The organism is Polaromonas sp. (genome assembly GCF_043778355.1).
Lineage (GTDB): Bacteria > Pseudomonadota > Gammaproteobacteria > Burkholderiales > Burkholderiaceae_C > Polaromonas.
Window position 1 is genome coordinate 46,618 of record NZ_JAYWHI010000088.1, and the last position, 26,947, is coordinate 73,564.

Here is a 26,947-nt window from a genome sequence, read left to right on the forward strand (position 1 = left end):
TTGCGCCGGTTTTATTAGAAGGAGCGAACGGTCAGGGGGATGGAGTCCACCGTGAGGGGCTTCATCTGCACGGGCTTGTAGCTCAGGCGATTGCCTTCACTGTGCCAGAGGGAGTGTTTGTGCCAGTCGGTGTCGTTGCGGCCGTTCGGGTGTTCTGGCGTGTCGCCATAGTCGTCCACCGAATGGGCGCCGCGGCTTTCCTTGCGGGCAGCGGCCGAGACGATGGTGGCCTGCGCGGCTTCGATCAGGTTTTCGACTTCCAGTGCTTCGATGCGGGCGGTGTTGAAGATCTTTGACTTGTCTTTCAAGCCGATGTTTTTTACACGCTCGCGCAGCTCGGCGATCTTGACCACGCCAGCGTCCATGATGGCCTGGGTGCGGAACACGCCAGCATGCTGCTGCATGGCCGCGCGGATGTCATTGGCCACGTCCTGCGCGTATTCGCCGTCAGTGGCGTTGTCCAGGCGGGCGATGCGGGCCAGTGTGGCGTCGGCGGCGTCGGCTGGCAGGGGCTTGTGCGTGGTGGTTTTGCTGAACTCAACAATGTGGTTACCGGCTGCACGGCCGAAGACCAGCAGGTCCAGCAGCGAGTTGGTGCCCAGCCGGTTGGCGCCGTGTACGCTGACGCAGGCGCATTCGCCCACGGCGTAGAGGCCGTTGACGACTTCGCTTTTGTTCTCGGCGTTTTGCGTGACCACCTGACCATGGATGTTGGTCGGAATGCCGCCCATCTGGTAGTGGATGGTCGGCACCACGGGAATCGGCTCTTTGGTGATGTCGACATTGGCGAAGTTGTGGCCAATCTCGAACACCGAGGGCAGGCGCTTCATGATGGTCTCGGAGCCCAGATGCGTCATGTCAAGGTTGATGTAGTCCTTGTTGGGGCCGCAGCCACGGCCTTCCTTGATTTCCTGGTCCATGCAGCGCGAGACATAGTCGCGTGGGGCCAGGTCCTTGTAAGCGGGCGCATAACGCTCCATGAAACGCTCGCCATTGCTGTTGCGCAAAATCGCGCCTTCGCCGCGGCAGCCTTCGGTCAGCAACACGCCGGCGCCATGCACGCCGGTGGGGTGAAACTGCCAGAACTCCATGTCTTCCAGCGGAATGCCGGCACGTGCCGCCATGCCCAGGCCGTCACCGGTGTTGATGAAGGCGTTGGTTGACGCGGCGAAAATTCGGCCCGCTCCACCCGTGGCCAGCAGCGTGGTCTTGGCTTCAAAAATATGCACGTCGCCGGTTTCCATCTCGATGGCGCTGACGCCCACAACGTCGCCCTCGGCATCGCGGATCAGGTCCATCGCCAGCCATTCAACAAAGAAGCTGGTTTTTTCCTTGACGTTTTGCTGGTACAGCGTGTGCAGCATCGCGTGACCCGTGCGGTCGGCTGCGGCGCAGGCGCGCTGCACGGCTTTTTCACCGTAGTTGGCGGTGTGGCCACCAAAGGGGCGCTGGTAAATGGTGCCGTCGGGGTTGCGGTCAAACGGCATGCCCATGTGCTCAAGGTCATAAACGACCTTGGGCGCTTCACGGCACATGTATTCAATGGCGTCCTGGTCACCGAGCCAGTCTGAGCCCTTGACGGTGTCGTAGAAGTGGTAGTGCCAGTTGTCCTCGGACATGTTGCCGAGCGATGCGCCGATGCCGCCCTGGGCCGCAACGGTGTGCGAGCGGGTCGGGAACACCTTGGACAGCACGGCGACGTTGAGCCCGGCACGCGCCAGTTGCAGTGAAGCGCGCATGCCGGAGCCGCCGGCGCCGACGATCACCACGTCGAATTTTCTTTTGGGAAGCTGGGAGGTAGCAGTCATGATGTGTTGAAGTCTCGGTGGACGGGTGCGGCCGGGATGGGCTTGAACGATTGGGCTTACAGGCGCCACAACACCTGGATGCCCCAGCCCGCGCAGGCGAGCAACCAGACGATGGTGGCGACTTCCAGCGACAGGCGCAGCCAGACCGGCTTGACGTAGTCCATCCAGATGTCGCGCATGCCAACCCAGACGTGGTACAGAAGGGCGAGGATGACGGTGAAGGTCAGCACCTTCATCCACTGTGCCGAGAAAATCCCGGCCCATTGGTCGTAACCGATCGGACCCTTGCTGAAAATGACCTGGGCCAGCAGCAGCAGGGTGAAGAGAGCCATCAGGGCCGCAGTGATGCGCTGGGCGAGCCAGTCACGGGTGCCGTAATGGGCACCGACAACGAGGCGTTTGGATCCGTAATTCACAGACATGATTGCTCCTTGTTCTCAGTACAGGCCGAACAGCTTGGCGCCCAGCACCAGCGTCAGCAGAATGCTCAGGGCCAGGGTAATCAGCGCGGTACTCTTGCCAAATTCGTTGCTCAGCGCGTGGGTGGCGTCCATATACAGATGGCGCAGGCCGGCGATGAAGTGGTGCAGGTAGGCCCAGATCAGGGCGAGGGCGACCAGCTTCCAGACGAAGCCGGGCAGGCCCAGCATGCCGGTATTGAACGCAGCCTTGAATTTTTCGAAGGAGATTTCGGAGGAGATCGAGGTGTCGAACATCCAGATGATGAAAGGCATCAGCACAAACATGATGGCCCCGCTGGCGCGGTGCAGGATGGACACCCAGGCCGCTGGTGTCATGCGGTAAGTGGTCAAGTCCTTGAAAGCGTTGATGTTGCGAAACTCAGGCCGCTTGGGACGCTGTTTGGATGCCAGCTCTGTCATTGTTTGGCTTTCGTGGGGAAGTCTGGTAACTGACTGGTAACTGCTTGGTAACTACGATGCAATTACACGTAAAAACATGCGAATTCTATTGCAATGCAGCATCGATCCTGTCTCTGACACGCCATGTCCGGAACTTTTTGTCGGAAAAATCGCGTTCGCGCCGTCCGGAGGGGCATTTGCAGTGAAATGAAGCGGGAAGCTGACACGATGTTTACAACTCGTCCAGGTTGGCCAACATCTGCGCGGCGCGAGCCTTCACCGCCAGCCTTTCTTCAGCAGGCATGCGCTGCAGGTTCTTCACCATCAGCGCGGTGCGCGGGTTGCCGGCGAAGGCCGCCTCGTGTTTGTCCAGAAAATTCCAGTACAGCGTGGTCATCGGGCAGGCCTTCGGGCCGGTGCGTGTTTCGGGCTCGTAACTGCAGCCGCTGCAATAGTTGCTCATGCGTTTGACGTAGGCGCCGCTGGCCACATAAGGCTTGGAGGTAAAGCGCCCGCCGTTGGCAAACAGCGCCATGCCGGCGGTGTTGGGCAGTTCCACCCATTCAACGGCATCCACATACACGGCCAAATACCAGTCGCACAAGTCCTGCGGCCGTATCTGGGCGGTGATGCCGAACATGCCTGTGACCATCAGGCGCTGGATGTGGTGCGAGTAGCCGTTGGCCAGGGTCTGGCTGATGCACTGGCGCATGCAGTTCATGCGGCTCTCGCCGGTCCAGTACCAGGCTGGCAGGCGTTGCTGGTGGCCAAAGTGGTTGTCGGTTTTCAACGCCGGCATGTCCAGGAAATACACGCCGCGAATGAATTCCCGCCAGCCCAGCACCTGGCGAATAAAACCTTCGACACTGGCCAGGTCCAGGTTGCGCTCGCGCCAGGCCTGCTCGGCCGCGTGGACCACCTCCAGCGGGTTCAGCAGCTTGAGGTTGAGGGAGCTGGACAGTAGCGCATGCCAGCCGAAGTCCAGATGTGTCCACATCGCGTCCTGGTGGACGCCGAAGTTGGGAAGGCGATGCGTCACAAAATCAGCCAGGGCCTCCAGCGCCTGCGAACGGGTGACCGGCCAGTTGAAGCGGTGCAGATCGCCGGGGTGGTTGGCAAACCGCTGCCCGACCAGCGCGATCACATCGCGGGTGATGTCGTCCTGCGCGAACACGAGCGGTCGCGGCAGGTTCTGCGGGCCGGTCCGGCCGAAGCCCTTGCGGTTTTCGGCGTCGTAATTCCACTGCCCGCCTTCCGGCTTGCCGTCCTTCATCAGCACCTGGTAGTGCTGGCGCATGGTGCGGTAGAAAAACTCCATGCGCAGGTTGCGCGATTGCCCGGCCCAATGGCGAAAGCGCGCCGGGCTGCAGAGGAAATGCCTGTCCTCGCGCCATTCGATGTCGGCATGCAGCGCGCCCGTGGGGCCGGTGCCGCTCTTGAGGGCGTCGTCCAGGCTGCGCCGCACCCGAAGGTCCCCCGGTTCCACGCCGATCACGCGCTGTGGCTGGTACTGTGCGACGGCGGCGAGCAGACCGTCGGCCAGGGTGGCATCGGTCTGTTGATCAAGTGAGCCATAACTGATCTGCCAGCCGCGCTGCGACAGGGTCTGTGCAAAATGGCGCATCGCTGAAAGAAAGAGCACTGTGCGCGCCTTGTGTGACCAGACATGGGTCGACTCTTCGCTGGCCTCAATCATCAACACGACGTCCTGAGCAGCATCGAAACCGTCAAAGGCGGCAGAAATCTCGTCGAGCTGGTCACCGAGGATCAGAACAAGGTGACGACACGGTTTTGCTTTCATACCAGTCATTCTATATTGTGACTAAATGGTATCGGGCGCCCGGGAAATTAACCCGATTCGGTTTGCGGTCTCAGGATTTGCAGGGCTTGTCCGGTGTGCCGCGCGGTGTGCCTGCGCGGCATGCATCCGAGCAGTATTTGACGGCGTCCCAGTTTTTGGCCCAGCTTTTACGCCACACCATCTCGCGTCCACAAGCGCTGCAGAGCTTGCGTGGGAGCGCGGCTTTGTTGCCTTTGAAACCGGGCATTCCCAAGCTCAGCTCAGTGTGTTGTGGTAGTGGTGCGTGTCGGTGCGGTAGTAGCCGCGACGCAACTCCATGGGCACATCGTTGTAGGTGTAGGCAATACGCTCCACACTCAGCAGGGGTGTGCCATGCGCTACTTTCAGGAGCAGCTCACGACCATCCGACGCGGGCTCAGCGCGGATTTTCTCGTCTGCGCGCACCATGCGCACATTGAACTCGGTTTCAAAAAGTGCGTACATTGGCCCGTGGTAGTCGGCCAGCCGTTCGGCGGTCAGGCCCTTGAAGGGCGCGGCCGGCAGCCAGAGGTCTTCGAGGATGGTCGGTATGCCCGCAAAACTCAGCACGCGCCGGGCATGCAACACGGCGTCGCCGGTGCGCAGCGCCAGAATGCGCGCAATCTCGGCGCTGGCGCGGGCGCGTTTGCAGTCGATGATGTCACGCTGGGCCGGGCCTTCGCTGCCCGGTGTGCCGCTGTCCGGCACCAGCTTGAGGAAGCGGAACTGCACATGCTGCTCGGCATGGGTGGCCACAAACGTGCCCTTGCCCTGGCGCCGTACCACCAGGTTGTCGGCGGCCAACTCGTCGATAGCCTTGCGCACCGTGCCCTGGCTCACGCGGTAACGTGCGGCCAGGTCCATCTCTGAAGGAATTGCTTCTCCGGGCTTCCATTCGCCCGACTGCAGACTTTGCAGGATCAGGCCCTTGATCTGCTGGTACAGCGGGCTGAAGGCCGGCGTGGCACCTGCAAAATCGTCGGCGGGTAAAGGAGGAAGGGCGGCCATGGGTATGTCGGATCGTTGCGTCGAATCATATCTTATATAAGACATAAGACAAATTGACGCCCGCCGGTTTTCGAGCGTAAAATCTCCTGCTGAACCATCGCAAAGCCGGCCCCGCAGTGACACCTTTCACGCTTTTTCCCCGGGTGCTTCCGGCCACGCCATCCATCGATTTACAACTTTCCTGGAGTCTCCCATCATGAGCAAAAAACCCGTCCGCGTCGCCGTTACAGGGGCCGCCGGCCAGATCGGCTACGCGCTGCTGTTTCGCATTGCTTCCGGCGAAATGCTGGGCAAGGACCAGCCGGTGATCCTGCAACTTCTGGAAGTTCCGGTTGAAGGCCCGCAAAAAGCCCTCAAGGGCGTGATGATGGAAATCGACGACTGCGCCTTCCCCCTGCTGGTCGGGATGGAGGCTTATGACGACCCGATGAAGGCCTTCAAGGACGCAGACTACGCCCTGTTGGTCGGTTCGCGTCCGCGCGGCCCCGGCATGGAGCGTGCCGAACTGCTGGCCGTCAACGGCGCCATCTTCACTGCCCAGGGCAAGGCCCTCAACGCCGTCGCCAGCCGCAACGTCAAGGTGCTGGTGGTTGGCAACCCGGCCAACACCAATGCCTACATCGCGATGAAAAGCGCGCCGGACCTGCCGCGCAAGAATTTCACCGCCATGCTGCGCCTGGACCACAACCGCGCTGCCAGCCAGCTCGCCGCCAAAACCGGCAAGGCCGTGGCCGACATCGAAAAACTCACCGTCTGGGGCAACCACTCGCCCACCATGTATGCCGACTACCGTTTCGCCACGATCAAGGGCGAAAGCGTCGCCAAGATGATCAGTGACCAGGAATGGAACGCCAACACCTTCCTGCCGACCGTCGGCAAACGTGGCGCCGCCATCATCGAGGCGCGCGGTTCCTCGTCGGCAGCATCGGCCGCCAACGCCGCCATCGACCACATGCGCGACTGGGCCCGGGGCACGAACGGCAAGTGGGTCACCATGGGCATTCCGTCGGACGGCCAGTACGGCATTCCCAAGGACACGATGTTCGGATTCCCGGTCACCTGCGAAGGCGGCGAATACAAACTGGTCGAAGGCCTGGAAATCGACGCCTTCAGCCAGGAACGTATCAACAAGACGCTGGAAGAATTGCAAGGCGAGCAAGCCGGCGTGGCGCATTTGCTCTGAAAAAGCTGTCATCCCGGACCTGATCCGGGATCCATGGCTGCGCATCACGTTGCGCGGTATGGATGGCGGGTCAAGCCCGCAATGACAAAGCCACTATGACCCACCCCCGCGACATCCTTCTCGGCGCCCAGGCTGCAGGAGGTTTTTTGCCTGTCTGCGACCACTACAGCGGCGTCGAGGCACGGATGCGCAAAAGCCTGCAATTGCAGGCCGAGATGACCGAGGAGTTCGGCACCTGCGTGTTCGACGTGACCCTGGACTGCGAGGATGGCGCACCGGTCGGCGGCGAAGCCGACCATGCGGCACTGGTGGCGGCACTGGTGGCTCAGGCCGGCGACGGCGCCCGCGTCGCGGTGCGTGTTCACGCGATCGACCATCCGGCGTTTGAAGCGGATGTGTCCGCCATCGCCGGCCAGGTCGGGCATCGGCTGTGTCATTTGATGGTGCCCAAGGTCGAGTCGGTGGCGGACGTTGAGCGGGTCGTGGCCGCGCTGGCTGCGGTGTCCTGTGAGGCCTTGCCCATCCACGTGTTGCTGGAGTCGCCGGCTGCGGTACATCGGGCTTTCGACATCGCTGCACACCCGCGCGTGCAGTCGCTGAGTTTCGGCCTGATGGATTTTGTGTCCAGCCATGGCGGCGCGATTCCAGCCGAAGGCATGAGCAGCCAGGGCCAGTTCAGCCATCCGCTGGTGGTGCGCGCCAAGCTGGAGATCGCCTCCGCCTGCCACGCCCACGGCAAAGTCCCCTCGCACTGTGTTGTCACCGAATTCAGTGACACTGCGGCGATGAAAACTGCTGCTCTGAAAGCTTCGCGCGCGCTCGGCTACACGCGTATGTGGAGCATTCACCCGAGCCAGATCAGGCCCATCCTGGAAGCGCTCAGCCCGGATGAGCGCGAGATTGAAAGTGCTACAAAAATAATAGCTGCTGCCGCCTGTGTTGACTGGGCCCCTATCTCCTTTGACGGTCAACTGCACGACCGCGCGAGTTACCGTTATTTCTGGCAGGTGCTGGAGCGCGCCCATCAGACCGGGCGGGTCTTGCCGGCTGAGATGCAACCCTGGTTCAGCTCCGCTGCCGCCACCCATTGACGTATTCGACCCCTCCGGCCCCTCCCTTCCAAGGACTTCCATGAAAATTTTTATTGCCACCGCCCTGTTGCTTGCCGCGCCCACGCTGGTGCTGGCCCAGGCGACTCCGCCGGCCAAACCTGCCGCCAAGCCGACTGCGCCGGCGGCTGGCGCCAAACCTGCGGCCAAGCCGCGCGCGCCAGCCAATCGTGCGGCGGCGGTCAAGTCTGTCGAAGAGAACACGCCCATCGACGATGATCCGAATGTCACCCTGAGCCCGGAAGACCTGGAAATGGCCAAGCGTGTCCATGTCGGCACTTTTCCCTGCGAATTGGGTGCCTCGGTGACCATCACCGCTAGCGACAAACGTCCCGGCTTTTTCACCGTGCGCAGCGGCCTGATGCGTTTTCGCATGCACCCTGTCGGCAGCCGCACCGGTGCGATCCGCCTGGAAGACGGCCGTGCCGGTGCAATGTGGTTGCAACTGGGCAACAAGTCCATGCTGATGAGCCAGAAGATCGGCCAGCGTATCGCCGACGAATGCATGAGCCCGGACCAGGCGGTGTTTGCCGAGGAGCTCAAGCGCAACCCGCGCCCCAGCATCCTCGACGCCCCACCCCCCGCCGCTGCTGGAGCTGGCACGGCTCCTGCTGCACCTGCCATGCCCGCAGCATCGGCGCCGCGCTAAGGCAGCCGCACGGCCCATCTTGATCGTTTTTTGAGTACAGGAGAAGAAAACCATGTCCGAGTTCATCACCACCTACCGCACCCATGTCGCCGAGCGCGCTGCGTTGGGTATCCCGCCGCTGCCGCTGTCTGCCCCGCAGACCGGCGAGGTCATCGAACTGCTGAAAAACCCGCCCAAGGGCGAAGAGTCTTTCCTGCTGGACCTGATCACGCACCGCGTGCCCGCCGGTGTTGATGCTGCCGCCAAGGTCAAGGCCAGTTACCTTGCCGCCGTGGCGCATGGCACCGAAAAGTGCGCATTGATCTCGCGTGAAAAAGCCACGCAACTGCTGGGCACCATGCTGGGGGGCTACAACATCAGCCCGATGGTCGAACTGCTTGACGACGCTGAAGACAGCGTCGCCACGCAGGCTGCCAGCGGTCTGAAAAACACCTTGCTGATGTTCGACCAGTTTCACGACGTCAAGGAAAAGGCCGACAAAGGCAACAAATACGCCAAGTCCGTGTTGCAGAGCTGGGCCGACGCCGAGTGGTTCACCAGCCGCCCGGAAGTTCCTGCGTCCATCATGCTGACCGTGTTCAAGGTGGCTGGCGAGATCAACACCGACGACCTGTCGCCCGCGCCGGACGCCTGGAGCCGCCCGGACATCCCGCTGCACGCGCTGGCCATGCACAAAAATGCACGTCCTGGTGTCACGCCTGAAGAAGACGGCAAACGCGGTCCGATCAAATTCATTGAAGAACTCAAAGCCAAGGGCAACCTGGTGGCCTACGTCGGAGACGTGGTCGGCACAGGCTCGTCGCGCAAATCGGCGACCAACTCGGTGCTGTGGTTCACCGGCCAGGATATTCCTTACGTGCCGAACAAGCGTTTCGGCGGCGTGTGTCTGGGCGCCAAAATTGCGCCGATTTTCTACAACACCATGGAAGACTCGGGCGCGCTGCCGATCGAGCTCGACGTGAGCCAGATGGCCATGGGTGACGTGATCGAGCTGCGTCCTTACGACGGCAAGGCACTCAAGGACGGCAAGGTGGTTGCCGAGTTCAAGCTCAAAAGTGAGGTGTTGTTTGACGAAGTGCGCGCTGGTGGCCGTATTCCGCTGATTGTCGGCCGCGGCCTGACGGCCAAAGCGCGCTGGGCGCTGGGCCTGCCGGTCTCGACACTGTTCCGTTTGCCGCAAGCACCGGTGGCCAGCGAGCGTGGCTTCACATTGGCGCAAAAAATGGTTGGCCGCGCGGTGGGCCTGCCGGAAGGCCAGGGCGTGCGCCCCGGTACCTATTGCGAGCCGAAGATGACGTCCGTCGGATCGCAGGACACCACCGGCCCGATGACACGCGACGAGTTGAAAGACCTGGCCTGCCTGGGCTTCAGCGCCGACCTGGTGATGCAGTCCTTCTGCCACACCGCCGCTTACCCCAAGCCGGTGGACGTGAAGATGCACCATGAGTTGCCCGAGTTCATGAGCGACCGTGGCGGCATTCCGCTGCGCCCTGGTGACGGCATCATCCACAGCTGGCTCAACCGCATGCTGCTGCCGGATACCGTCGGCACCGGTGGTGACAGCCACACGCGTTTCCCGATCGGCATCAGCTTCCCGGCCGGCTCCGGCCTGGTGGCTTTTGGCGCCGCCACCGGCGTCATGCCCCTGGACATGCCCGAGTCGGTGCTGGTGCGTTTCAAGGGGGCGATGCAGCCCGGCATCACCCTGCGTGACCTGGTCAATGCGATTCCGCTGTACGCCATCAAGGCCGGCCTGCTGACGGTGGCCAAGCAGGGCAAGAAAAACATCTTTTCGGGCCGCATCCTTGAAATCGAAGGTTTGCCGGACCTGAAAGTCGAGCAGGCGTTTGAACTGAGCGATGCGTCGGCCGAGCGTTCTGCCGGCGGCTGCACGGTGCACCTGAACAAGGAACCCATCATCGAATACATCACCAGCAACATCACGATGCTGAAGTGGATGATCGCCACCGGTTACTCGGACGTGCGCACCATCAAGCGCCGCATCCAGGCCATGGAAGCCTGGCTGGCCGATCCGCAATTGCTCAAGGGCGACGCCGACGCTGAATACGCCGCCGTGATCGAGATCGACCTGGCCGACATCCACGAGCCCATCGTCGCCTGCCCGAACGATCCGGATGATGTGAAGACGCTCAGCGATGTGGCGGGCTCCGTCATTGACGAAGTGTTCATCGGCAGTTGCATGACCAACATCGGCCACTTCCGCGCAGCCTCCAAGCTGCTCGAAGGCAAGCGCGACATTCCGGTCAAGCTGTGGATGGCGCCCCCGACCAAGATGGACGCCAAACAACTGACCGAAGAGGGCCACTACGGTGTGCTGGGTTCGGCCGGCGCGCGTATGGAAATGCCGGGCTGCAGCCTGTGCATGGGCAACCAGGCGCAAGTGAAAGAAGGCGCGACGGTGTTTTCCACCTCGACGCGCAATTTCCCGAACCGTCTCGGCAAAAACTCCAATGTTTACCTCGGTTCCGCCGAACTCGCCGCGATCTGCTCCAAGCTGGGCCGCATTCCGACCAAGCAGGAGTACATGGCCGACATGGGTGTGCTGACGGCCGCCAGCGACCAGGTCTATCAGTACCTGAATTTCGACCAGGTCAAGGATTACACCGACATGGCCGATACCGTGAAAGACAGTGTGCCTGCCTGACACGCAAGCTGAAACAAAAAAGCCCCGCAGCGAAAGTTGCGGGGCTTTTTTTGTGCCAGAGCGGCTTACAGGCCTTCGGGTAGCGGATCAACAATGCGCAACTCAGACCCATCGACAAACTTGATGTACCAGAAGTCCTGCGCCAACGGCAGGTTGGGGCGGATGTGGCTCACGTTCCATGGCGCGATGTAGACCGTGCTGGCGCCATCGTCGGGGGGTGGTGCCAGGTAGTGGCGCTTGGCCGCCACCAGGCTGCCGATTTCGCTGACCACCGTGCCAATCGTTTCTGTCACTGCATTGACAGTTGAACCCTGGCCCAGCATGTGGATGGTGGTCTGGCCCAGCAGGTCGGGCCGCGAAGCCTCCACATACAACACCGCCGTGGTGTTGATGCGCAGGTCATCGGGCGCGGTGGGATCGGTGGCCTTGTTGAAAGAGATGAAGGGCATCATGGGCTCCCGCTGCCAGCATGGTCAAACATTGAGTTCTTTGTGTTCGCTCATGTTCTGCGGGCGCTCACCGGTGATGGCCGCTTTGGCCATCTTGAACAACTGCGTGAGCTTGCTGTCCTTGGCATTCCAGTACTCGGCGTGCGTGATCTTTACTTCCAGCAACTGCAGGTCGGGGTCGTTGACGCCGCCGGGAAACCAGGCCTTGGCGATGGGGTTGAACAGACGCTCCTTGGTAGCCTGGTCGCCGGACAGCGTGGCCTGGCCGGCGATGGAGACGTAGTTGTCTGCGCCGGTGTCGGCGTAGGCGACGTTGACGTTGTCGTCCTGACCCAGACGCGAGGCCATTTCACTTTTCTTCGAGATAAAAAAGTAAAGCGTCGAGTTCTCGTCGATGGACTTGTTTTGCGTGGTCAGCGGGTGGCCTTGCAGGCTGCCGTCGCCGTGGCGATGTGTCAGCATGCCGAACTTGATGTCCTTGATCAGGTCCCACAGGGTGTCGTGGTCGTGGCTGGCGGTGGTGTGTGTGTGGGTGTCCATGGGGGCTCCAGTGTTGATTGGCAATTCACCAATCTAGGCGTGGCGCACAGGTCCGGTGATCAGAGGCAGGCCCCGTTGGCTGTCAGCCGGCACCGACAGCCCCGTTTGTACCGACTCGGAAAACGCTTCCGGTTGATGAGCGAAATCGGGCTCTAGCCCATATCAGGAAAGCGTAAGAAGCTATCGAGTTGATAGCAAATCAAGCGGAATCCTGCGCCGCGAGCGCACGCAGCGCCTGGGCGGTGAACTCGTCTGCCGGAAAAAAGGTTTCCATCGCCAGCTCCTGCAGGGTCACGTCCACCGGCGTGCCGAAGATGGTGGTGGTGCTGATGAAACTCAGCACACCGCCCGGCGTGCTGAAGCGGAAAGGCATGACCACGCCCAGATGTTCGCCGTCCAGATGCAGATCGCCTGCACCCTCGGTCTGCGGGTAGGTGCGCAATTCTTCCAGCAGCGCCACCAGCACCGGATCGGCCGTCGCGGCGATCTGCTGGCGCAGCCGTTCGAACAGGTGGTCGCGCCACTGCCCGAGGTTGGCGATCCTGGGCGCCAGGCCCTGCGGGTGCAGGCTCAGGCGCAGCACATTGAGCGGCGCCTGCTGCAGGGCCGCGTCAATACCGACCAGCAGGTGCGGCACCATGCGGTTGGCCGCGACCAGGTTCCAGTGCCGGTCAATCGCCAGCGCAGGGTAAGGCTCATGGCTTTTGAGAATCAGCTCCACCGCCTGCCGGGCCGACGCCAGCGCCGGGTCGTCCAGAGGCCGCTCGCGATACAGGGGTGCGTAACCGGCGGCGATCAGCAGGGTGTTGCGCTCACGCAGCGGAATGTCCAGGCGCTCTGACAGGCGCAGCACCATCTCGCGGCTGGGTACCGAGCGACCGGTTTCGACAAAACTCAGGTGGCGCGTCGAGATGTCGGCTTCGCCGGCCAGGTCGAGCTGGCTCAGGCGCCGGTGCTGGCGCCAGTGGCGCAGGTGCTCGCCAAAAGGCAGCGGCGTAGAGCGGTAGGGCCGGGCGGGGGGATGGAGGCTGGCGTTCATGGCGCCATCGTACGGCAGGCCCGCGCCTTTGCCATGACGTTGGAAGTAATCGACTGGCTACGCCGGCCTGGCCATGATGAAGCCCTGAAACGATTCATTCTTTCCTCTGTTCAAGCAAGCCCGCAAGGAGTATTTATGTCGACCACAGCGTCCTCCCCGACCTCTTCCCTGGGCGCAGTAGCGCCACTGTCGGCGTCCGCCGTTTTCCTGCGCCGCGTCCTGTGGCTGGACGCCAGCGCTGGCCTGGCAACAGGCGCTTTGCAGTTGCTGCTGCCCGGCTACCTGGCAGGCTTGCTGGGTCTGCCCGAAGCCTTGCTGGTGGAGTCCGGCTGGACAATGCTGGCCTTCACTGCGTACATCACTTTTCTGGCGAAGCGGCGCCAGATACCGCCAGCGGGCGTGTGGTTGCTGATTGGCGGCAATGTCACCTGGGCACTGGGCTGCATGGCGCTGATTTTTGCCGGAGGGCTCGGACCCACCGTGCTTGGCACTGCATTTCTCGCGGTACAGGCTTTCTGGGTGAGCCTGATGGCGGTGCTGGAGTGGGTTGGGCTGCGTAAGGTCGCGGCCAGCCGCTGGTAAGTCGGGCGTAGCGGGACTTTCTTGTATGCTGTGTGATCTGGCCCTTGCGGGGTGCCAAGCCGATTCCCATCATCCTCTGGAAAGTTCTCTTCATGACACGCGTTTTCAATTTCAGCGCCGGCCCGGCGACCCTTCCAGAACCGGTGTTGCAGCGCGCCGCCGCCGAAATGCTCGACTGGAACGGTTCTGGTATGTCGGTGATGGAAATGAGCCACCGTGGCAAGGAGTTCATCGCCATTCACGCTGAAGCGGAAGCCGATCTGCGCGAACTGCTGGCGATTCCCGCCAACTACAAGGTGCTGTTTCTGCAGGGCGGCGGACTCGGGCAAAACGCCTTCATCCCGATGAATTTGCTGCGCGGCCATGCCGGCGCCGACTTCGTCAACACCGGCGAGTGGATGAAAAAAACCATCAAGGAAGCCAAAAACTACTGCAAGGTCAATGTGGCTGCCACGTCCGAAGCCAACGGCTTCACCAGCGTGCCGAAGTTCGACACCTGGAAGCTGGACCCCGAAGCTGCCTATGTGCACATCTGCTCGAACGAAACGATTGGTGGGGTCGAGTACCACTGGACACCCGACACCGGCGCGGTGCCGCTGGTGGCCGACATGTCGTCCAACATCCTGTCGCGTCCCATCGATGTCAGCCGTTACGGCCTGATTTATGCGGGCGCCCAGAAAAACATTGGCCCCTCGGGCCTGACGCTGGTGATTGTGCGTGAAGACCTGATCGGCCAGGCCATCCCGCACACGCCTTTTGTGTTCGACTACAAGCAGCAGGCCGACAACGACTCGATGTACAACACGCCGCCGACCTATGCGATCTACATCGCCGGTTTGGTGTTCAAACACATCAAGGCGCTGGGCGGGCTCAAAGCCATGGAAGCGCACAACCGGGCCAAGGCCGCGCTGCTGTACGACTACCTTGATGCCACGTCCTTCTACAACAACCCGATTGCGCGCGAAGACCGCTCGCTGATGAACGTGCCCTTCAAGCTCAAAGACGAGTCGCTGGACGAGGCTTTTCTCAAGGGCGCGCAGGCGCGCGGCATGCTGCAGCTCAAGGGCCATCGCTCGGTCGGTGGCATGCGCGCCTCGATCTACAACGCCATGCCCATGGCCGGTGTGCAGGCGCTGGTGGCCTACATGAAGGAGTTTGAGGCCGAGCATGGCTAAGGCCCCGGGTGAGCGCCTGAACATCCTGGTGCTCAACCAGATATCGGCCAACGGCCTCAAACGCCTGCCCGCAGAGCGTTACAGCACCGGCAAGGACATCGCCGAGCCCGACGCCGTGCTGGTGCGCTCGGCGGATATGCACGCGCTCGATATTGCAGCCAGCGTGTTGGCGATTGCCCGCGCCGGCGCCGGCACCAACAACATCCCGGTGGCGGCCATGAGTGCGCGCGGCGTGCCGGTGTTCAATGCACCGGGCGCCAATGCCAATGCGGTCAAGGAGCTGGTGCTGACCGGCATGCTGCTGGCCGCCCGCAACATCGCACCGGCGCTGCGTTTTGTCGGCAGCCTGGATCCCGCCATGGCCGACATGGACAAGGCGGTCGAAGAAGGCAAGAAAAACTTCGCTGGCTTTGAGCTGGCCGGCCACACCCTGGGTATTGTCGGTCTGGGCAAGGTCGGTTGCCTGGTGGCCGACGCGGCCATCAAGCTGGGCATGCATGTGCTCGGTTACGACCCCGACATCACGGTTGATGCGGCCTGGAGTTTGCCGGCCCAGGTCAAAAAGGCCGCCAGTGTGGCCGAGGTGCTGAAAAACTCGGACTTCGTGACCCTGCATGTGCCGCTCGTCGCCGCCACCCGTGACCTGGTCAACGCCGACAACCTCAAGCTGATGCGGTCCGGCGCAGTGTTGCTCAATTTCTCGCGGGAAGGCGTGGTCCACGAGGCCGCGATGCTGGCCGCACTGGACGCCAGGCAACTGCACGCCTATGTCTGCGACTTTCCCTCGGCGGCGCTGAACCATCACGCAGGCGTGATTGCGTTGCCGCACCTGGGTGCTTCCACGCGCGAGGCCGAAGAAAACTGCGCCGTCATGGTGGTCGACCAGATGCGTGATTACCTGGAGCATGGCAATGTGGTCAACGCGGTCAACTTTCCGGCCGTGACCATGGCGCGTGAATCAGCCTACCGGGTGGCGATTGCCAACGCCAATGTGCCCAACATGCTGGGGCAAATTTCCACCGCCATGGCGCAGGCCGGTCTGAACATCCACAACATGGTCAACAAGTCGCGCGGCGACATGGCCTACACCCTGGTTGATGTTGAAAGCCCGGTCAGCGAGGCCGTGCTGGCGCACCTGCGTGCCATAGCCGGCGTGCTGGCCGTGCGTTACCTGCCGGATTCCGGGATCTAGGCTTCAGTTTCCTGCATCGGCTGTCAAGTCCTACAGACATCGCGGGCAAGGCTTGTAGGATGACAATAAGCAGTCGCAAAAATCCATAAGCCCAGGAGTCCACCATGGCCCACGCGTTCGCCAGCACCCTTAAAACCTTCAAGACCGCCTCCGGCAAGACGGGCAAGTTCCATTCCCTGCCGGCCCTGGCCAAACAGTTTCCCAAAGTTTCCCGCCTGCCGGTGTCGATGCGCATCGTGCTCGAGTCGGTGCTGCGCAATTGCGACGGCAAAAAAGTCAGCGCCGACCATGTGCGCCAACTCGCCAACTGGTTCCCCAACGCCGACCGCACCGAGGAAATCCCGTTTGTGGTCTCGCGCGTGGTGTTGCAGGACTTCACCGGCGTGCCGCTGCTGGCCGACCTGGCGGCCATGCGCGCCGTGGCCATCAAGCTCGGCAAGAACCCGAAACGCATCGAGCCGCTGGTGCCGGTTGACCTGGTGGTGGACCACTCCATCATGGTCGACTACTACGGCAAGAAAAACTCGCTGGACCTGAACATGAAGCTGGAGTTCCAGCGCAACCGGGAGCGCTACGAGTTCATGAAGTGGGGTATGCAGGCCTTCGACACCTTCGGCGTGGTGCCGCCGGGCTTTGGCATCGTCCACCAGGTCAACCTGGAGTATTTGGCCCGTGGTGTGCACAAGGGCAGCGACGGCGTGTATTACCCCGACACCCTGGTCGGTACCGACAGCCACACCACCATGATCAACGGCATCGGCGTGGTCGGCTGGGGCGTCGGGGGTATCGAGGCCGAGGCCGCCATGCTGGGTCAGCCGGTCTACATGCTGACACCCGACGTGGTCGGCTTTGAACTGACCGGCCGGCTGCGCGAAGGTGTGACCGCGACCGACCTGGTGCTGCGCGTGACCGAAGAGTTGCGCAAGCAGAAAGTCGTCGGCAAGTTTGTCGAGTTTTTCGGCGAAGGCACACGCACGCTGGCCTTGCCGGACCGCGCCACGATTGCCAACATGGCGCCCGAATACGGCGCGACCATGGGTTTCTTCCCGGTCGATGAAAAAACGATTGAGTACTTCACGGGCACTGGCCGCACCAAGGCTGAAATCGAGGCCTTTGAAGCATATTTTCGCGCCCAGGGCCTGTTCGGTGTGCCGCTGCCCGGCGAGATCGACTTCTCGCAGGTCGTCAAGCTGGACCTGGGCGCTGTCACGCCCAGCCTGGCCGGCCCCAAACGCCCGCAGGATCGCATCGAGCTGGGCAGTGTGGCCAGCCAGTTCGCCTCGCTGTTTAGCAAGCCCAATGCAGAAAACGGCTTCAACCAGCCCGCCGCCATGCTGGCCACGCGCCATCTGTTGCAGCGCACCGAGCAGGTCCAGCCTGACACCACACCGGGTGCGCCGCCCACGCCGGCCGGCGCGCCGCGCATGGTGGTCGAGATGGAAGGCAACCGCCCGACCCTGGCTGCCGCCAAATCCGATGCCCCGGCAGCCACTTCGAAAACAACAGGCATCAGCATCGGCAATGGTGACGTGCTGATCGCTGCGATCACCAGTTGCACCAACACCTCCAACCCCAGTGTGCTGCTGGCCGCGGGCCTGCTGGCGAAAAAGGCGGTGGAAGCCGGCCTCAAGGTGCAGCCGCACATCAAGACTTCGCTGGCGCCGGGTTCGCGCATCGTGACCGAATACCTGACCAACACCGGCCTGCTGCCTTACCTGGAGAAGCTGGGTTTTGCGGTGGCCGGTTACGGCTGCACCACCTGCATCGGCAATGCCGGCGACCTGACGCCCGAGATCAATGACGCCATCACCCAGAGCGACCTGGTCTGCGCCGCCGTGTTGTCGGGCAACCGCAACTTTGAAGCGCGCATCCATCCCAACCTGAAAGCCAACTTCCTGGCCAGCCCGCCGCTGGTGGTGGCTTATGCCATTGCCGGGACCGTGATGCGCGACCTGATGACCGAACCGGTTGGCAAGGGCAAGGGCGGCAAAGATGTGTATCTGGGTGACATCTGGCCGACCAGCGACGAGATCTACAAACTCATGAAGTTCGCGATGAATGGCAAGGCCTTCCGTGAGAACTATGCCAAGGTCAAGAGTGAGCCCGGCAAGCTGTGGGAAAACATCAAGGGTGTCACCGGCACGGCCTACACCTGGCCGACCAGCACCTACATCGCCGAGCCGCCTTTCTTTGAAGGTTTTGCCATGGACCCGGCGGCGGGTGGTCGCAAAGATGCAGTGTCGGTGAAAGGCGCGCGCATCATGGCGCTGTTTGGTGACTCCATCACCACCGACCACATTTCGCCGGCCGGCTCCATCAAGGGCAGCTCGCCCGCTGGTCAGTGGCTGCTGGCGCACGGCGTGCAGAAAGCGGACTTCAACAGCTACGGCGCGCGGCGCGGCAACCACGAGGTGATGATGCGCGGTACCTTTGCCAATGTGCGCATCAAGAATCTGATGATTCCGGCTGGCGCCGACGGTTCGCGCGAGGAGGGCGGCGTCACGCTGTACCAGCCAGAAGCAGGAAGCGGCGCTGGTGGCGCCGCGGGCGAGAAGATGGCCATCTACGACGCGGCCATGAAATACATGCAGGCCGGTATGCCCACGGTGATTTTTGCCGGTGAGGAATACGGCACCGGGTCTTCCCGCGACTGGGCTGCCAAGGGCACACAACTGCTGGGCATCAAGGCGGTGGTGGCGCGCAGTTTTGAGCGCATCCATCGCAGCAACCTGGTCGGCATGGGCGTGTTGCCGCTGCAGTTCAAGCCCGGCGACACGTGGCAGACCTTGCGCCTGACCGGCAACGAGGTGATCGACGTGTTGCCTGACCCGGACCTGAAGCCGCAAAGCGAAGCGACCCTGACCGTGACACGCGCCGACGGCACGCAGCAACAACTGCAACTCATCCTGCGCATCGACACACCGATCGAGGTCGACTACTACCGTCACGGCGGCATATTGCCTTTCGTGCTCAGGCAGCTGCTCGCTGCGTGAATGTGAAAAAAAGTCTGCGGGCGCGTTACCCCATCGCTGTCATGCCGGACCCGATCCGGCATCCATGGATTGCGGATCAGGTCCGCAAGGACAGCCCCAATAGCGCTTGGAGCTGCCGCAGATCTGTTTATCCATGACCCAACAAGCCCTGATCGCCGGAGGCGGCATAGGCGGACTGGCGGCGGCGCTGAGCTCGGCGCGCGCTGGCTGGGATGTAAGGCTGTACGAACGTGCACCCGTGTTCAGCGAGGTCGGCGCGGGCATCCAGCTCGGACCGAACGTCGTCAGGGTGCTGCATAACTGGGGGCTGGCGGACGGTCTGGCCCGCGTGGCGGCTTTTCCACGGCAACTGGAAGTGCGTAGCGCAATCTCGGGCCAAACGCTGGGCCGACTGCGGCTCGGCGAGGTGATGGTGCAGCGCTATGGCGCGCCTTATGTCACGGTGCACCGTGCCGACCTGCATGCGCTGCTGCTGTCTGCGGTGCAGCGGGCCGGCGTGACGCTCAAGCTCAACCATACGCTGAGCCGGTTTACCCAGGACGTGAACACCGTGACGGTACAAAGCGGTGATGACCCGCCGGTCGAGGCTGAGGTATTGGTGGGGGCCGACGGGTTGTGGAGCCCGGTGCGCCAGTGGCTGCTGGGCGACGGACCACCCCGCAGCATCGGCCATCTGGCTTACCGCGCGCTGGTGCGGCAGGCCGACCTGCCGCAGACGCTGCGCTCCCTCGATGTCACGGCCTGGCTGGGGCCGCGCCTGCATGTGGTGCAGTACCCGGTGCATGGCGGCGAGTGGCTGAACCTGGTGGCCATCGCGCAGGGTAGTGCGCCCGGCGAACTTGACAACTGGGACCGCGGTACCGAAGCGCAGGACTTGCTTTCCGCCCTGACAGGGACATGCGTGACGCTGCAAAACCTGGTACGCGCCATTCCGGCGTGGCGTCTCTGGGCGCTGTGCGACCGCCCGCCCATGCAGGGCGCGCACGAACACGCGCGCGGTCGCGTGGCGCTGCTCGGCGACGCCGCGCATCCCATGCGGCCCTACCTGGCCCAGGGCGCCGGTATGGCGATTGAAGACGCGGCCGAACTGGGGCGTGTGCTGGCACAGGCGCTGGATCCAGCGTTTGACGTGCCGACCCTGCTGAACCGATATGCGCTGAACCGATGGCAACGCAATGCGCTGGTGCAGAAGCGCGCGATCCGCAACGGGCAGATTTTTCATGCCGACGGGATGGTGCGGTGGGGGCGGGATATGTCGATGAAATTGCTTGGCGAGCGGCTGCTTGATGTGCCTTGGTTGTACGGCGGGCCCTGACCTCGGCTGGCGCGGGGGTCTCCACCGTGGTCATCCCGGACTTGATCCGGGATCCATGTCCGGGGGCTACCACCGTTCGGGCTGAGCTTGTCGAAGCCTTCTGCACCTCGGGCTGTCTGGTTTGCCAACAAGCCGGGAAACCCCCGGCTAGCCGGCAAACCACCGATGCTTGAACCGTTACTGACTTCGACAAACTCAGCGATGCTACTAATTCAATAGCTGCGTACGCCCCGCAGACAAGGGCTGGATGCCAATTCGACCTATAAATCCGTCCGGAGCTTCCAGATCTCCGGAAACAGCACCACATCGAGCATCTTGCGCAGATAACTGACCCCACCCGTGCCGCCCGTACCGCGTTTGAAGCCAATCACGCGTTCTACCGTCGTCACATGCCGGAAGCGCCAGAGGCGAAAAGCGTCTTCAAGATCGGTGAGTTCTTCGCCAAGCTGGTACAGATCAAAGTACTGTTTCGGGTCACGGTAAACCACCAGCCAGGCTTGCTCGACCGCCTCGCTCTCGACGTAACCCTGGGTCCAGTCGCGCTCGGTGTGGCTGGTGGGAACCGTCAAGCCGCGGCGCGCCAGCAGGCGCAGCGCCTCGTCGTAGAGCGACGGCGCGTCGTAGGCGGCCTGCACCTGGGCCAGCAGGTCGGGCCGGTGCGCATGCGGCTTGAGCATGGCGGCGTTTTTATTGCCCAGCGCAAACTCGATGCAGCGGTACTGCGCGCTCTGAAAGCCGCTGGAGTTGGACAGATAGGGCCGGATCGCGCTGTACTCCGGCGGTGTCATGGTCGCCAGCACATCCCAGGCGTGGACCAGCTGCTCCATGATGCGGCTTACGCGCGCCAGCTTCTTGAAGGCGTCGCCGAGTTCGTCACCCGCGACATTGGCGATCGCTGCGCGCAGTTCGTGAAGCATCAGCTTCATCCAGAGTTCGCTGGTCTGGTGCTGCACGATGAACAGCAACTCGTCATGCGCGGGCGACAGCGGTTTTTGCGCGCCGAGGATCGCGTCGAGTTGCAGGTAGTCGCCGTAACTCATGTCGCGGCTGAAGTCGAGCTGGGCTTTTTCGTCGGCGACGATGTCTGCCGGTCGTTGTGTGGTCATGCATATTCTCCAACCGGCGAGGAAAGACCCCGGTATCGAGCAGGGCAGGGGCCGCGGAACCGGCTTTGCCGGGCCGCAGGCGCAGCGGCCCCCTCGGGGGGCAGGGAGCACACGCAGTGGACGACCGTGGGGGCCACGTTTCAGGTCACCGCGTGTTTGAGATTGAATTCGGGGCGTTGCCATTCACCGGTTTCCAGCACCTGCTTCAGATGTTCGACCGCCTGCCACACATCCTCAAACCCGATGTACAGCGGCGTGAAGCCGAAACGCAGGATGTCCGCGTGCGTCGCACCGTCGCCGGCGCGGAAGTCCCCAATGACGCCGCGTTGGATCAGTGCCTGCACGATGGCGTAAGAGCCTTCGCTCCTGCTCAGGCAGACCTGCGAGCCGCGCTGGGCGTGATCGCGTGGTGTGACGAGACCAAGGCCATGATCCGCGCAGCGTTCTTCCACCAGTGTAATGAACAGGTCGGTCAGCGCCAGCGATTTGCGCCGCAGCGCAGCCATGCCACCCAAGGTCTTGGTCGCAACAAACACGTCAAGGCCGCATTCGAGCGCCGCCAGGCTCAGGATGGGCTGGGTGCCGCAGAGGTAACGCGTGATGCCGGGGGCAGGCCGGTAACCGGGTGTGAACGCGAAAGGCGCGGCGTGGCCCCACCAGCCCGACAGCGGTTGCTGGAAACGATCAGCGTGTTGCGGGTGAACCCAGACAAAGGCCGGCGCGCCGGGACCGCCGTTGAGGTATTTGTAGCCGCAGCCGACGGCGAAGTCGGCTTGGGCGCCGCTCAGGTCCACCGGCACGGCGCCGGCGCTGTGCGCGAGGTCCCAGACTGCCAGACAGCCGGCTGCGTGGGCTGCGGCGGTCAGCGCCGCCATGTCGTGCATCGCGCCGGTGCGGTAGTTGACGTGGGTCAGCATCAGCACGGCGGCGTCTTTGTCCAGCGCATTCGTGATGCCTTCGGGGTCGACAAGCCGCAGGTGATAGCCACGCTCGCGGCACAGGCCCTCGGCAATATAGAGGTCGGTCGGGAAGTTGCTGCGTTCGCTGACCACGGTTTTTTTGCCCGGCGTGTCTTCAGCGGCGATAGCCAGCGCAGCGCTGAGCACCTTGTAGAGATTGACCGAGGTGCTGTCGGTCACCACCACCTCGCCCGGCGCGGCGCCGACCAGCGGCGCAATCTTGTCGCCCAGGCGTTGCGGCAGGTCAAACCAGCCGGAGCTGTTCCACGAGCGGATCAGGTCCTGCCCCCACTCTTTGGTGATGACGTCGGCCACGCGGGCGGCCGCGCTTGCGGGTAGCACGCCCAGCGAATTGCCGTCGAGGTAAATCACACCGTCGGGCAGCACAAAGTGTTTGCGCATGGCGCGCAGCGGATCGCTCGTGTCGAGCGCGCGGCAGTGGTTCAGGGTGGTACTCATAACTCTCTCAGGATGGCTCGGACCGGGGAGGCATCGGCTTTGGTGAGCTTCAGGGGAAGGGCAATCAGTTCGTAGTCGCCGGCGGGCACCTCGTCGAGCATCAGGTTTTCCAGCACGCGCAAATCATGACTGAGCAGCAGGTGGTGGCAGGGCAGGTCCTGGCTGGTGGACGGGTCGACGCTGGGTGTGTCGATGCCGATCAATGTTATGTTTTTGGTAGCTAGCAGCGCAAGCGTGGCAGGGGCTATGGCCGTAAATGATGCCCAATCCTGGCTGGCGACGGCAGACGTGCGCAGCAGCACGCGTGGCGGCAGGTCCTGCAGCGCATGCGCAATGTGCTGCGGTTCGACCAGCGGCCCGCAGTCCCGGCAATCGATGACCCGGCAGCGGCCCAGGTAGGGCAGCAGGTCCACGGCACCAATCGCCGGCGCGCCGTTGGCGTAGTGCATGGGCGCGTCGGCATGGGCGCCGGTGTGCGGCGAGAAGCTGAGGGTGTTGACGTTGACGGGGCAGTCGGGCGACAGCGCAAAGTGCAGCTTTTGCGAATACGCCGCGTCACCCGGAAACACGGCCGCGTGTTCGTCCACGGGTGGCGAAATGTCCCAGATCCGGGGCTTGGAAGTTGTCATTTTTTGAAGGTAGCACCATCAAAAACCCTGTGGTGTCGGTTATTTCCAACAGGCGTCTGAAATACATCGCTGCCAGCGCGAAGCGGGAAACGGGGGACGGGCGCTACAGTCTGTGGCTGGCGCAGAGACAGCGCTTTCACGATTTACAACCATCAAGAGGTAGAGCATGACATCAGGCGGCAAGGGAAAAGTGGCATTGGTGACCGGTGCAGGCACGGGCATCGGCAAGGCGGTCGCGCTGGCGCTGCTGCGCGCGGACTACAGCGTGGTGTTGGTGGGGCGCCGATCCGAACCGCTCAACGAGGTCGTGACGGCCTCGGGCGCCGGCAGCCGCGCGCTGGCGGTGCCCTGCGACGTGAGTCAGCCGGATGCCGTGCGCGCAGCCTTTGACCTGGCGCAGCAGACCTTTGGCCGACTCGACCTGCTGTTCAACAACGCCGGTGTGGGTGCGCCGCCGGTGCCGATGGAAGAACTGAGCTTTGAGCAATGGCACAACGTGGTCAACATCAACCTGACCGGCTCGTTTTTGTGCGCGCAACAGGCGATCCGCCTCATGAAGGCCCAGTCGCCGCAGGGCGGCCGCATCATCAACAATGGCTCGATCTCGGCCCATGCGCCGCGCCCGAACTCGGCGCCCTACACGGCGACCAAACATGCCATCACCGGTTTGACCAAGTCGATTTCGCTGGACTGCCGTAAATACGACATCGCCTGCGGACAGATCGACATTGGCAATGCGCAGACCGAACTGGCGGCGCGCATGGCCAAGGGGGTGCCGCAGGCCAACGGCGAGATTGCGATTGAGCCGCTGATGGACGTCGAGCATGTGGCCGATGCGGTGGTGCACATGGCCGCGCTGCCGCTGGCGACCAATGTGCAGTTCATGACCATCATGGCGACGAAGATGCCGTTTGTGGGACGCGGCTGAACACGCTCTGGCTTGAGTTTTAATGCCCTTGGAAATAATGCAACTAAATTGCGTTATATTTCCAGACCTCTAGCGTCGCCAAAACTCCCTGCACATGACCGCCGGTCCCCCCCCTACCCAAGCTGCTGCCGATCCGATAGACGCGCTGCTCTGCGCGCACGGACTGCGCCGGACGAGCGCTGCGCGCAGGGTGCTGGGCTGGCTGCTGGCGCACCCGGACACAAGTTATACCCACGCGCAGTTGCAGGCGGCGCTGGCCGGTGAGGGCGCCACAGCCGACGGCGCGCCGCTGGACCGTGTCACGCTGTACCGCCTGATTGATCGGCTCACGCAAGTTGGCCTGCTGCTGTGCCGGGTGGATGCCAGCCGGGTGCGCCGTTACCAGGCCATGCCGGCCGGTGTGCAGGCGATGCCGCACTTTGAATGCCAGAGTTGCCACCGTGACAGCCCGCTGGAAAGCGCGCTGCAGGCCAGTGCCGGCGACCTCGACCGTGCCGCCCAATCAGCGCTGCAAGCCCTGAAGGCGCTGGGCTACCAGGGCATGCGCCTGGACTTTGCGGTGCGTGGCGTGTGCGCCGACTGCGCCACTGGCGCCACCAGCAACAGAGGGTTGCCCGCGTGATCAGCACCCGGCAACTCACTTACCGCTATGCCGGCGGCGCAGAACTTCGTTTTGACAACGTGGACGTGCCGCAAGGCGGCGTGTTGCTGCTGCGCGGCGCCTCGGGTTCGGGCAAGTCAACCTGGCTGGCGCTGGCGGCGGCGTTGCTGGCGCCTGGCGCGGGTGACATCACGGTGGCCGGCCAGTCCATGTCGGCACTGGGCAAGGTGGCCGGTGATGCCTGGCGCGCGAAGACGATTGGCTTTTTGCCGCAAAAACTCCATTTGAGTGCCGCACTGACGGTGCATGGCAACCTGGCGATGGCGCAGTGGGCGGCCGGGCAGGCGCAGGACGATACGCGTATCCGTGAAGTCCTTGCCGCGCTGGATGTCGGCGAACTGGCCGCGCGCAAGCCGGCGCAACTTTCCGGTGGCCAGGCGCAACGGGTGGCGCTGGCGCGGGCGGTGCTGCTGCAGCCGAAAGTGATCCTGGCCGACGAGCCGACCGCCAGCCTGGACGACACGGCTGCGCGGCAGGCGCTGGCCTTGCTGCAGGCGGCGGCGCAGCGCCACAGCGCAACGCTGGTGATCGCCACCCACGATACCCGAGTGGAAGCCAATCTTGACAGGCAAATCGGCTTCCAGCCCATGTCCCTCATGGGGAAGAAGCTATGAAAACCATAGCGTTCGCCTGGCGTTTCCTGTGGTCACGGCCGCTGTCGGCAGGGCTGAACCTGCTGCTGCTGAGCCTGGGTCTCGCGTCGCTGAGTTTTGTGCTGCTGGCCAGCCACCAGATCGACAAGGCCTTCGCGCGCGACCTGGCCGGCATCGACGTGGTGGTGGGCGCCAAGGGCAGCCCGATGCAGCTGATCCTGTCGGGCGTGTTCCATATCGACGCGCCGACCGGTAACGTGCCGCTGGCGGCAGTGAAGCAACTCGAACAGCATCCGCAGGTCGCCCAGTTGATTCCGATCAGTCTGGGCGACAGCTACCGCGGCTTTCGCATTGTCGGCAGCACGCCGGACTACCTCAGGCACTACAGCGCCGACTTCGCGCAAGGCGGTGTCTGGAGCGCGCCCCTGCAGGCGGTGCTGGGTGCGCAGGTGGCGGCGCAGACCGGCCTCAAAGTCGGCGACCGTTTCGCCGGCAGCCACGGCCTGGCCGGCGGCGGGGACAGCCACGGGCAGACCCCTTATGTGGTCAGCGGCGTGCTGGCGCCCGGCGGTTCGGTACTTGACCGGCTGGTACTGACCTCGCTCGATTCGGTCTGGCAGGTCCATGAGAGCCACACCGCACTTGACGCCGACGACCGCAAGGTGATGGAAGATGAACGCGAAGTCACGCTGGCGCTGATCCGTTACCGCACGCCGCTGGCGGCCGTGACCTTTCCGCGTTTTGTGAACACCACGACCGAAATGCAGGCGGCTGCGCCGGCGCTGGAAATCACGCGTCTTTTGAACCTGATCGGCGTTGGCACCGACGTGCTGCGCGCGCTGGCTGGTGTACTGCTGCTGACGGCCGGGCTCAGCGTCTTCATCGCGCTGTGGAGCGCCGTGCGCGAGCGCCGCGCCGATCTGGCCCTGCTGCGTATGCTGGGCGCGCCGCCGCGCAAGGTGGCGGCGCTGCTGCTGTGTGAGGCGCTGTGGCTGGCCTTGCTGGCCACGCTGATCGGTGTGCTGGCGGGTCAGGAACTGATGGCCGCGCTGGCCTGGTTTCTTCAACTCGACAAATCCGTGCTGATCAGCGGGCTGGCCTGGCCGGCCGAGCTGTGGAGCGTGCCGGCGCTGGCAGTGGTCGTGGCGCTGCTGTCGGCGCTGCTGCCCGCGTACGAGGCCTACCGGGCCAATGTGTCTGAACTACTTCAATCCAGGTGAACCATG

General features: G+C 63.1%; 25 protein-coding genes. 13 read left to right on the forward strand and 12 right to left on the reverse strand.

What is annotated here, in order from left to right; genetic code table 11:
• Positions 1-14: 14 nt before the first annotated feature.
• The 6 genes from sdhA to ACH2CW_RS12395 all read right to left on the reverse strand — a co-directional run bounded on the left by sdhA (position 15) and on the right by ACH2CW_RS12395 (position 5,495).
• Positions 15-1,808: a succinate dehydrogenase flavoprotein subunit gene (gene sdhA, locus ACH2CW_RS12370; RefSeq protein ID WP_395058524.1), complete on the reverse strand. Its 1,794-nt coding sequence runs from the start codon at positions 1,806-1,808 to the stop codon at positions 15-17.
• Between the two features lie 56 nt (positions 1,809-1,864).
• Entirely contained in the window at positions 1,865-2,230 is a 366-nt protein-coding gene (sdhD, locus tag ACH2CW_RS12375; RefSeq protein WP_395058526.1) for a succinate dehydrogenase, hydrophobic membrane anchor protein, read from the reverse strand.
• 15 nt (positions 2,231-2,245) lie between these two features.
• The gene (gene sdhC, locus ACH2CW_RS12380; protein WP_395058528.1) at positions 2,246-2,689 is read right to left on the reverse strand and encodes a succinate dehydrogenase, cytochrome b556 subunit; all 444 of its coding nucleotides are present in this window, start codon (positions 2,687-2,689) and stop codon (positions 2,246-2,248) included.
• A gap of 211 nt (positions 2,690-2,900) precedes the next feature.
• On the reverse strand, positions 2,901-4,469 hold the full coding sequence (locus ACH2CW_RS12385) for a cryptochrome/photolyase family protein (RefSeq protein ID WP_395058530.1): 1,569 nt from the start codon (positions 4,467-4,469) through the stop codon (positions 2,901-2,903).
• Positions 4,470-4,539: 70 nt separating this feature from the next.
• On the reverse strand, positions 4,540-4,716 hold the full coding sequence (locus tag ACH2CW_RS12390; protein WP_395058532.1) for a DUF2256 domain-containing protein: 177 nt from the start codon (positions 4,714-4,716) through the stop codon (positions 4,540-4,542).
• Positions 4,717-4,724: 8 nt separating this feature from the next.
• A complete protein-coding gene (locus tag ACH2CW_RS12395) occupies positions 4,725-5,495 on the reverse strand; it encodes a GntR family transcriptional regulator (RefSeq protein WP_395058534.1) in 771 nt (256 codons plus the stop codon).
• A gap of 196 nt (positions 5,496-5,691) precedes the next feature.
• Here ACH2CW_RS12395 and ACH2CW_RS12400 point away from each other — a divergent pair, with 196 nt between their 5' ends.
• The 4 genes from ACH2CW_RS12400 (at position 5,692) to ACH2CW_RS12415 (ending at position 11,101) form a co-directional block, all read left to right on the forward strand.
• Complete coding sequence (locus ACH2CW_RS12400; protein ID WP_395058536.1) at positions 5,692-6,678, forward strand: malate dehydrogenase; 987 nt, start codon at positions 5,692-5,694, stop codon at positions 6,676-6,678.
• A gap of 95 nt (positions 6,679-6,773) precedes the next feature.
• Positions 6,774-7,769, forward strand: a complete 996-nt coding sequence (locus tag ACH2CW_RS12405) for an HpcH/HpaI aldolase/citrate lyase family protein (protein ID WP_395058538.1) — start codon at positions 6,774-6,776, stop codon at positions 7,767-7,769.
• Between the two features lie 40 nt (positions 7,770-7,809).
• On the forward strand, positions 7,810-8,436 hold the full coding sequence (locus ACH2CW_RS12410) for a hypothetical protein (RefSeq protein ID WP_395058540.1): 627 nt from the start codon (positions 7,810-7,812) through the stop codon (positions 8,434-8,436).
• Between the two features lie 52 nt (positions 8,437-8,488).
• A complete protein-coding gene (locus tag ACH2CW_RS12415; protein WP_395058542.1) occupies positions 8,489-11,101 on the forward strand; it encodes a bifunctional aconitate hydratase 2/2-methylisocitrate dehydratase in 2,613 nt (870 codons plus the stop codon).
• A 65-nt stretch (positions 11,102-11,166) separates the two neighbouring features.
• Here the strand turns inward: ACH2CW_RS12415 and ACH2CW_RS12420 are convergent, their stop codons facing one another.
• The 3 genes from ACH2CW_RS12420 to ACH2CW_RS12430 form a co-directional block, all read right to left on the reverse strand.
• Positions 11,167-11,550 (reverse strand): hypothetical protein, encoded by a 384-nt coding sequence (locus ACH2CW_RS12420; RefSeq protein WP_395058544.1) that lies wholly within the window; start codon positions 11,548-11,550, stop codon positions 11,167-11,169.
• Between the two features lie 24 nt (positions 11,551-11,574).
• Positions 11,575-12,090, reverse strand: a complete 516-nt coding sequence (locus ACH2CW_RS12425) for a pyridoxamine 5'-phosphate oxidase family protein (RefSeq protein ID WP_395058546.1) — start codon at positions 12,088-12,090, stop codon at positions 11,575-11,577.
• Positions 12,091-12,289: 199 nt separating this feature from the next.
• Positions 12,290-13,129, reverse strand: a complete 840-nt coding sequence (locus ACH2CW_RS12430; RefSeq protein ID WP_395058548.1) for a helix-turn-helix domain-containing protein — start codon at positions 13,127-13,129, stop codon at positions 12,290-12,292.
• A 135-nt stretch (positions 13,130-13,264) separates the two neighbouring features.
• Between ACH2CW_RS12430 and ACH2CW_RS12435 the strand changes: the two genes are divergently transcribed.
• The 5 genes from ACH2CW_RS12435 (at position 13,265) to ACH2CW_RS12455 (ending at position 20,386) form a co-directional block, all read left to right on the forward strand.
• A complete protein-coding gene (locus ACH2CW_RS12435) occupies positions 13,265-13,711 on the forward strand; it encodes a hypothetical protein (protein ID WP_395058550.1) in 447 nt (148 codons plus the stop codon).
• A 92-nt stretch (positions 13,712-13,803) separates the two neighbouring features.
• Positions 13,804-14,886 (forward strand): 3-phosphoserine/phosphohydroxythreonine transaminase, encoded by a 1,083-nt coding sequence (gene serC, locus ACH2CW_RS12440; RefSeq protein WP_395058552.1) that lies wholly within the window; start codon positions 13,804-13,806, stop codon positions 14,884-14,886.
• A complete protein-coding gene (locus ACH2CW_RS12445) occupies positions 14,879-16,078 on the forward strand; it encodes a phosphoglycerate dehydrogenase (protein ID WP_395058554.1) in 1,200 nt (399 codons plus the stop codon). The genes serC and ACH2CW_RS12445 overlap by 8 nt, the downstream gene beginning before the upstream one ends.
• 104 nt (positions 16,079-16,182) lie before the next feature.
• Positions 16,183-19,071, forward strand: a complete 2,889-nt coding sequence (locus ACH2CW_RS12450) for an aconitate hydratase (protein WP_395058556.1) — start codon at positions 16,183-16,185, stop codon at positions 19,069-19,071.
• 133 nt (positions 19,072-19,204) lie between these two features.
• Positions 19,205-20,386, forward strand: a complete 1,182-nt coding sequence (locus ACH2CW_RS12455; RefSeq protein WP_395058558.1) for an FAD-dependent monooxygenase — start codon at positions 19,205-19,207, stop codon at positions 20,384-20,386.
• Positions 20,387-20,646: 260 nt separating this feature from the next.
• On the opposite strand, the gene kynA is transcribed toward ACH2CW_RS12455, so the two are convergent.
• The 3 genes from kynA to kynB all read right to left on the reverse strand — a co-directional run bounded on the left by kynA (position 20,647) and on the right by kynB (position 23,539).
• Positions 20,647-21,492 carry a tryptophan 2,3-dioxygenase gene (gene kynA / locus ACH2CW_RS12460; protein WP_395058560.1) on the reverse strand — a complete coding sequence of 282 codons (846 nt, stop codon included), beginning with the start codon at positions 21,490-21,492 and terminating at the stop codon, positions 20,647-20,649.
• Positions 21,493-21,632: 140 nt separating this feature from the next.
• On the reverse strand, positions 21,633-22,910 hold the full coding sequence (kynU, locus tag ACH2CW_RS12465; protein ID WP_395058562.1) for a kynureninase: 1,278 nt from the start codon (positions 22,908-22,910) through the stop codon (positions 21,633-21,635).
• Positions 22,907-23,539 (reverse strand): arylformamidase, encoded by a 633-nt coding sequence (gene kynB, locus ACH2CW_RS12470; RefSeq protein ID WP_395058564.1) that lies wholly within the window; start codon positions 23,537-23,539, stop codon positions 22,907-22,909. The genes kynU and kynB overlap by 4 nt, the downstream gene beginning before the upstream one ends.
• A 166-nt stretch (positions 23,540-23,705) precedes the next feature.
• On the opposite strand from kynB, the gene ACH2CW_RS12475 reads away from it, so the two are divergent.
• The 4 genes from ACH2CW_RS12475 to ACH2CW_RS12490 all read left to right on the forward strand — a co-directional run bounded on the left by ACH2CW_RS12475 (position 23,706) and on the right by ACH2CW_RS12490 (position 26,941).
• A complete protein-coding gene (locus tag ACH2CW_RS12475) occupies positions 23,706-24,467 on the forward strand; it encodes an SDR family oxidoreductase (RefSeq protein WP_395058566.1) in 762 nt (253 codons plus the stop codon).
• A gap of 94 nt (positions 24,468-24,561) precedes the next feature.
• Positions 24,562-25,089, forward strand: coding sequence for a Fur family transcriptional regulator (locus ACH2CW_RS12480; protein ID WP_395058568.1), 528 nt, complete (start codon positions 24,562-24,564; stop codon positions 25,087-25,089).
• Positions 25,086-25,742 (forward strand): ABC transporter ATP-binding protein, encoded by a 657-nt coding sequence (locus tag ACH2CW_RS12485; RefSeq protein WP_395058570.1) that lies wholly within the window; start codon positions 25,086-25,088, stop codon positions 25,740-25,742. The genes ACH2CW_RS12480 and ACH2CW_RS12485 overlap by 4 nt, the downstream gene beginning before the upstream one ends.
• Positions 25,739-26,941 carry an ABC transporter permease gene (locus tag ACH2CW_RS12490; RefSeq protein ID WP_395058572.1) on the forward strand — a complete coding sequence of 401 codons (1,203 nt, stop codon included), beginning with the start codon at positions 25,739-25,741 and terminating at the stop codon, positions 26,939-26,941. The genes ACH2CW_RS12485 and ACH2CW_RS12490 overlap by 4 nt, the downstream gene beginning before the upstream one ends.
• Positions 26,942-26,947 lie beyond the last annotated feature (6 nt).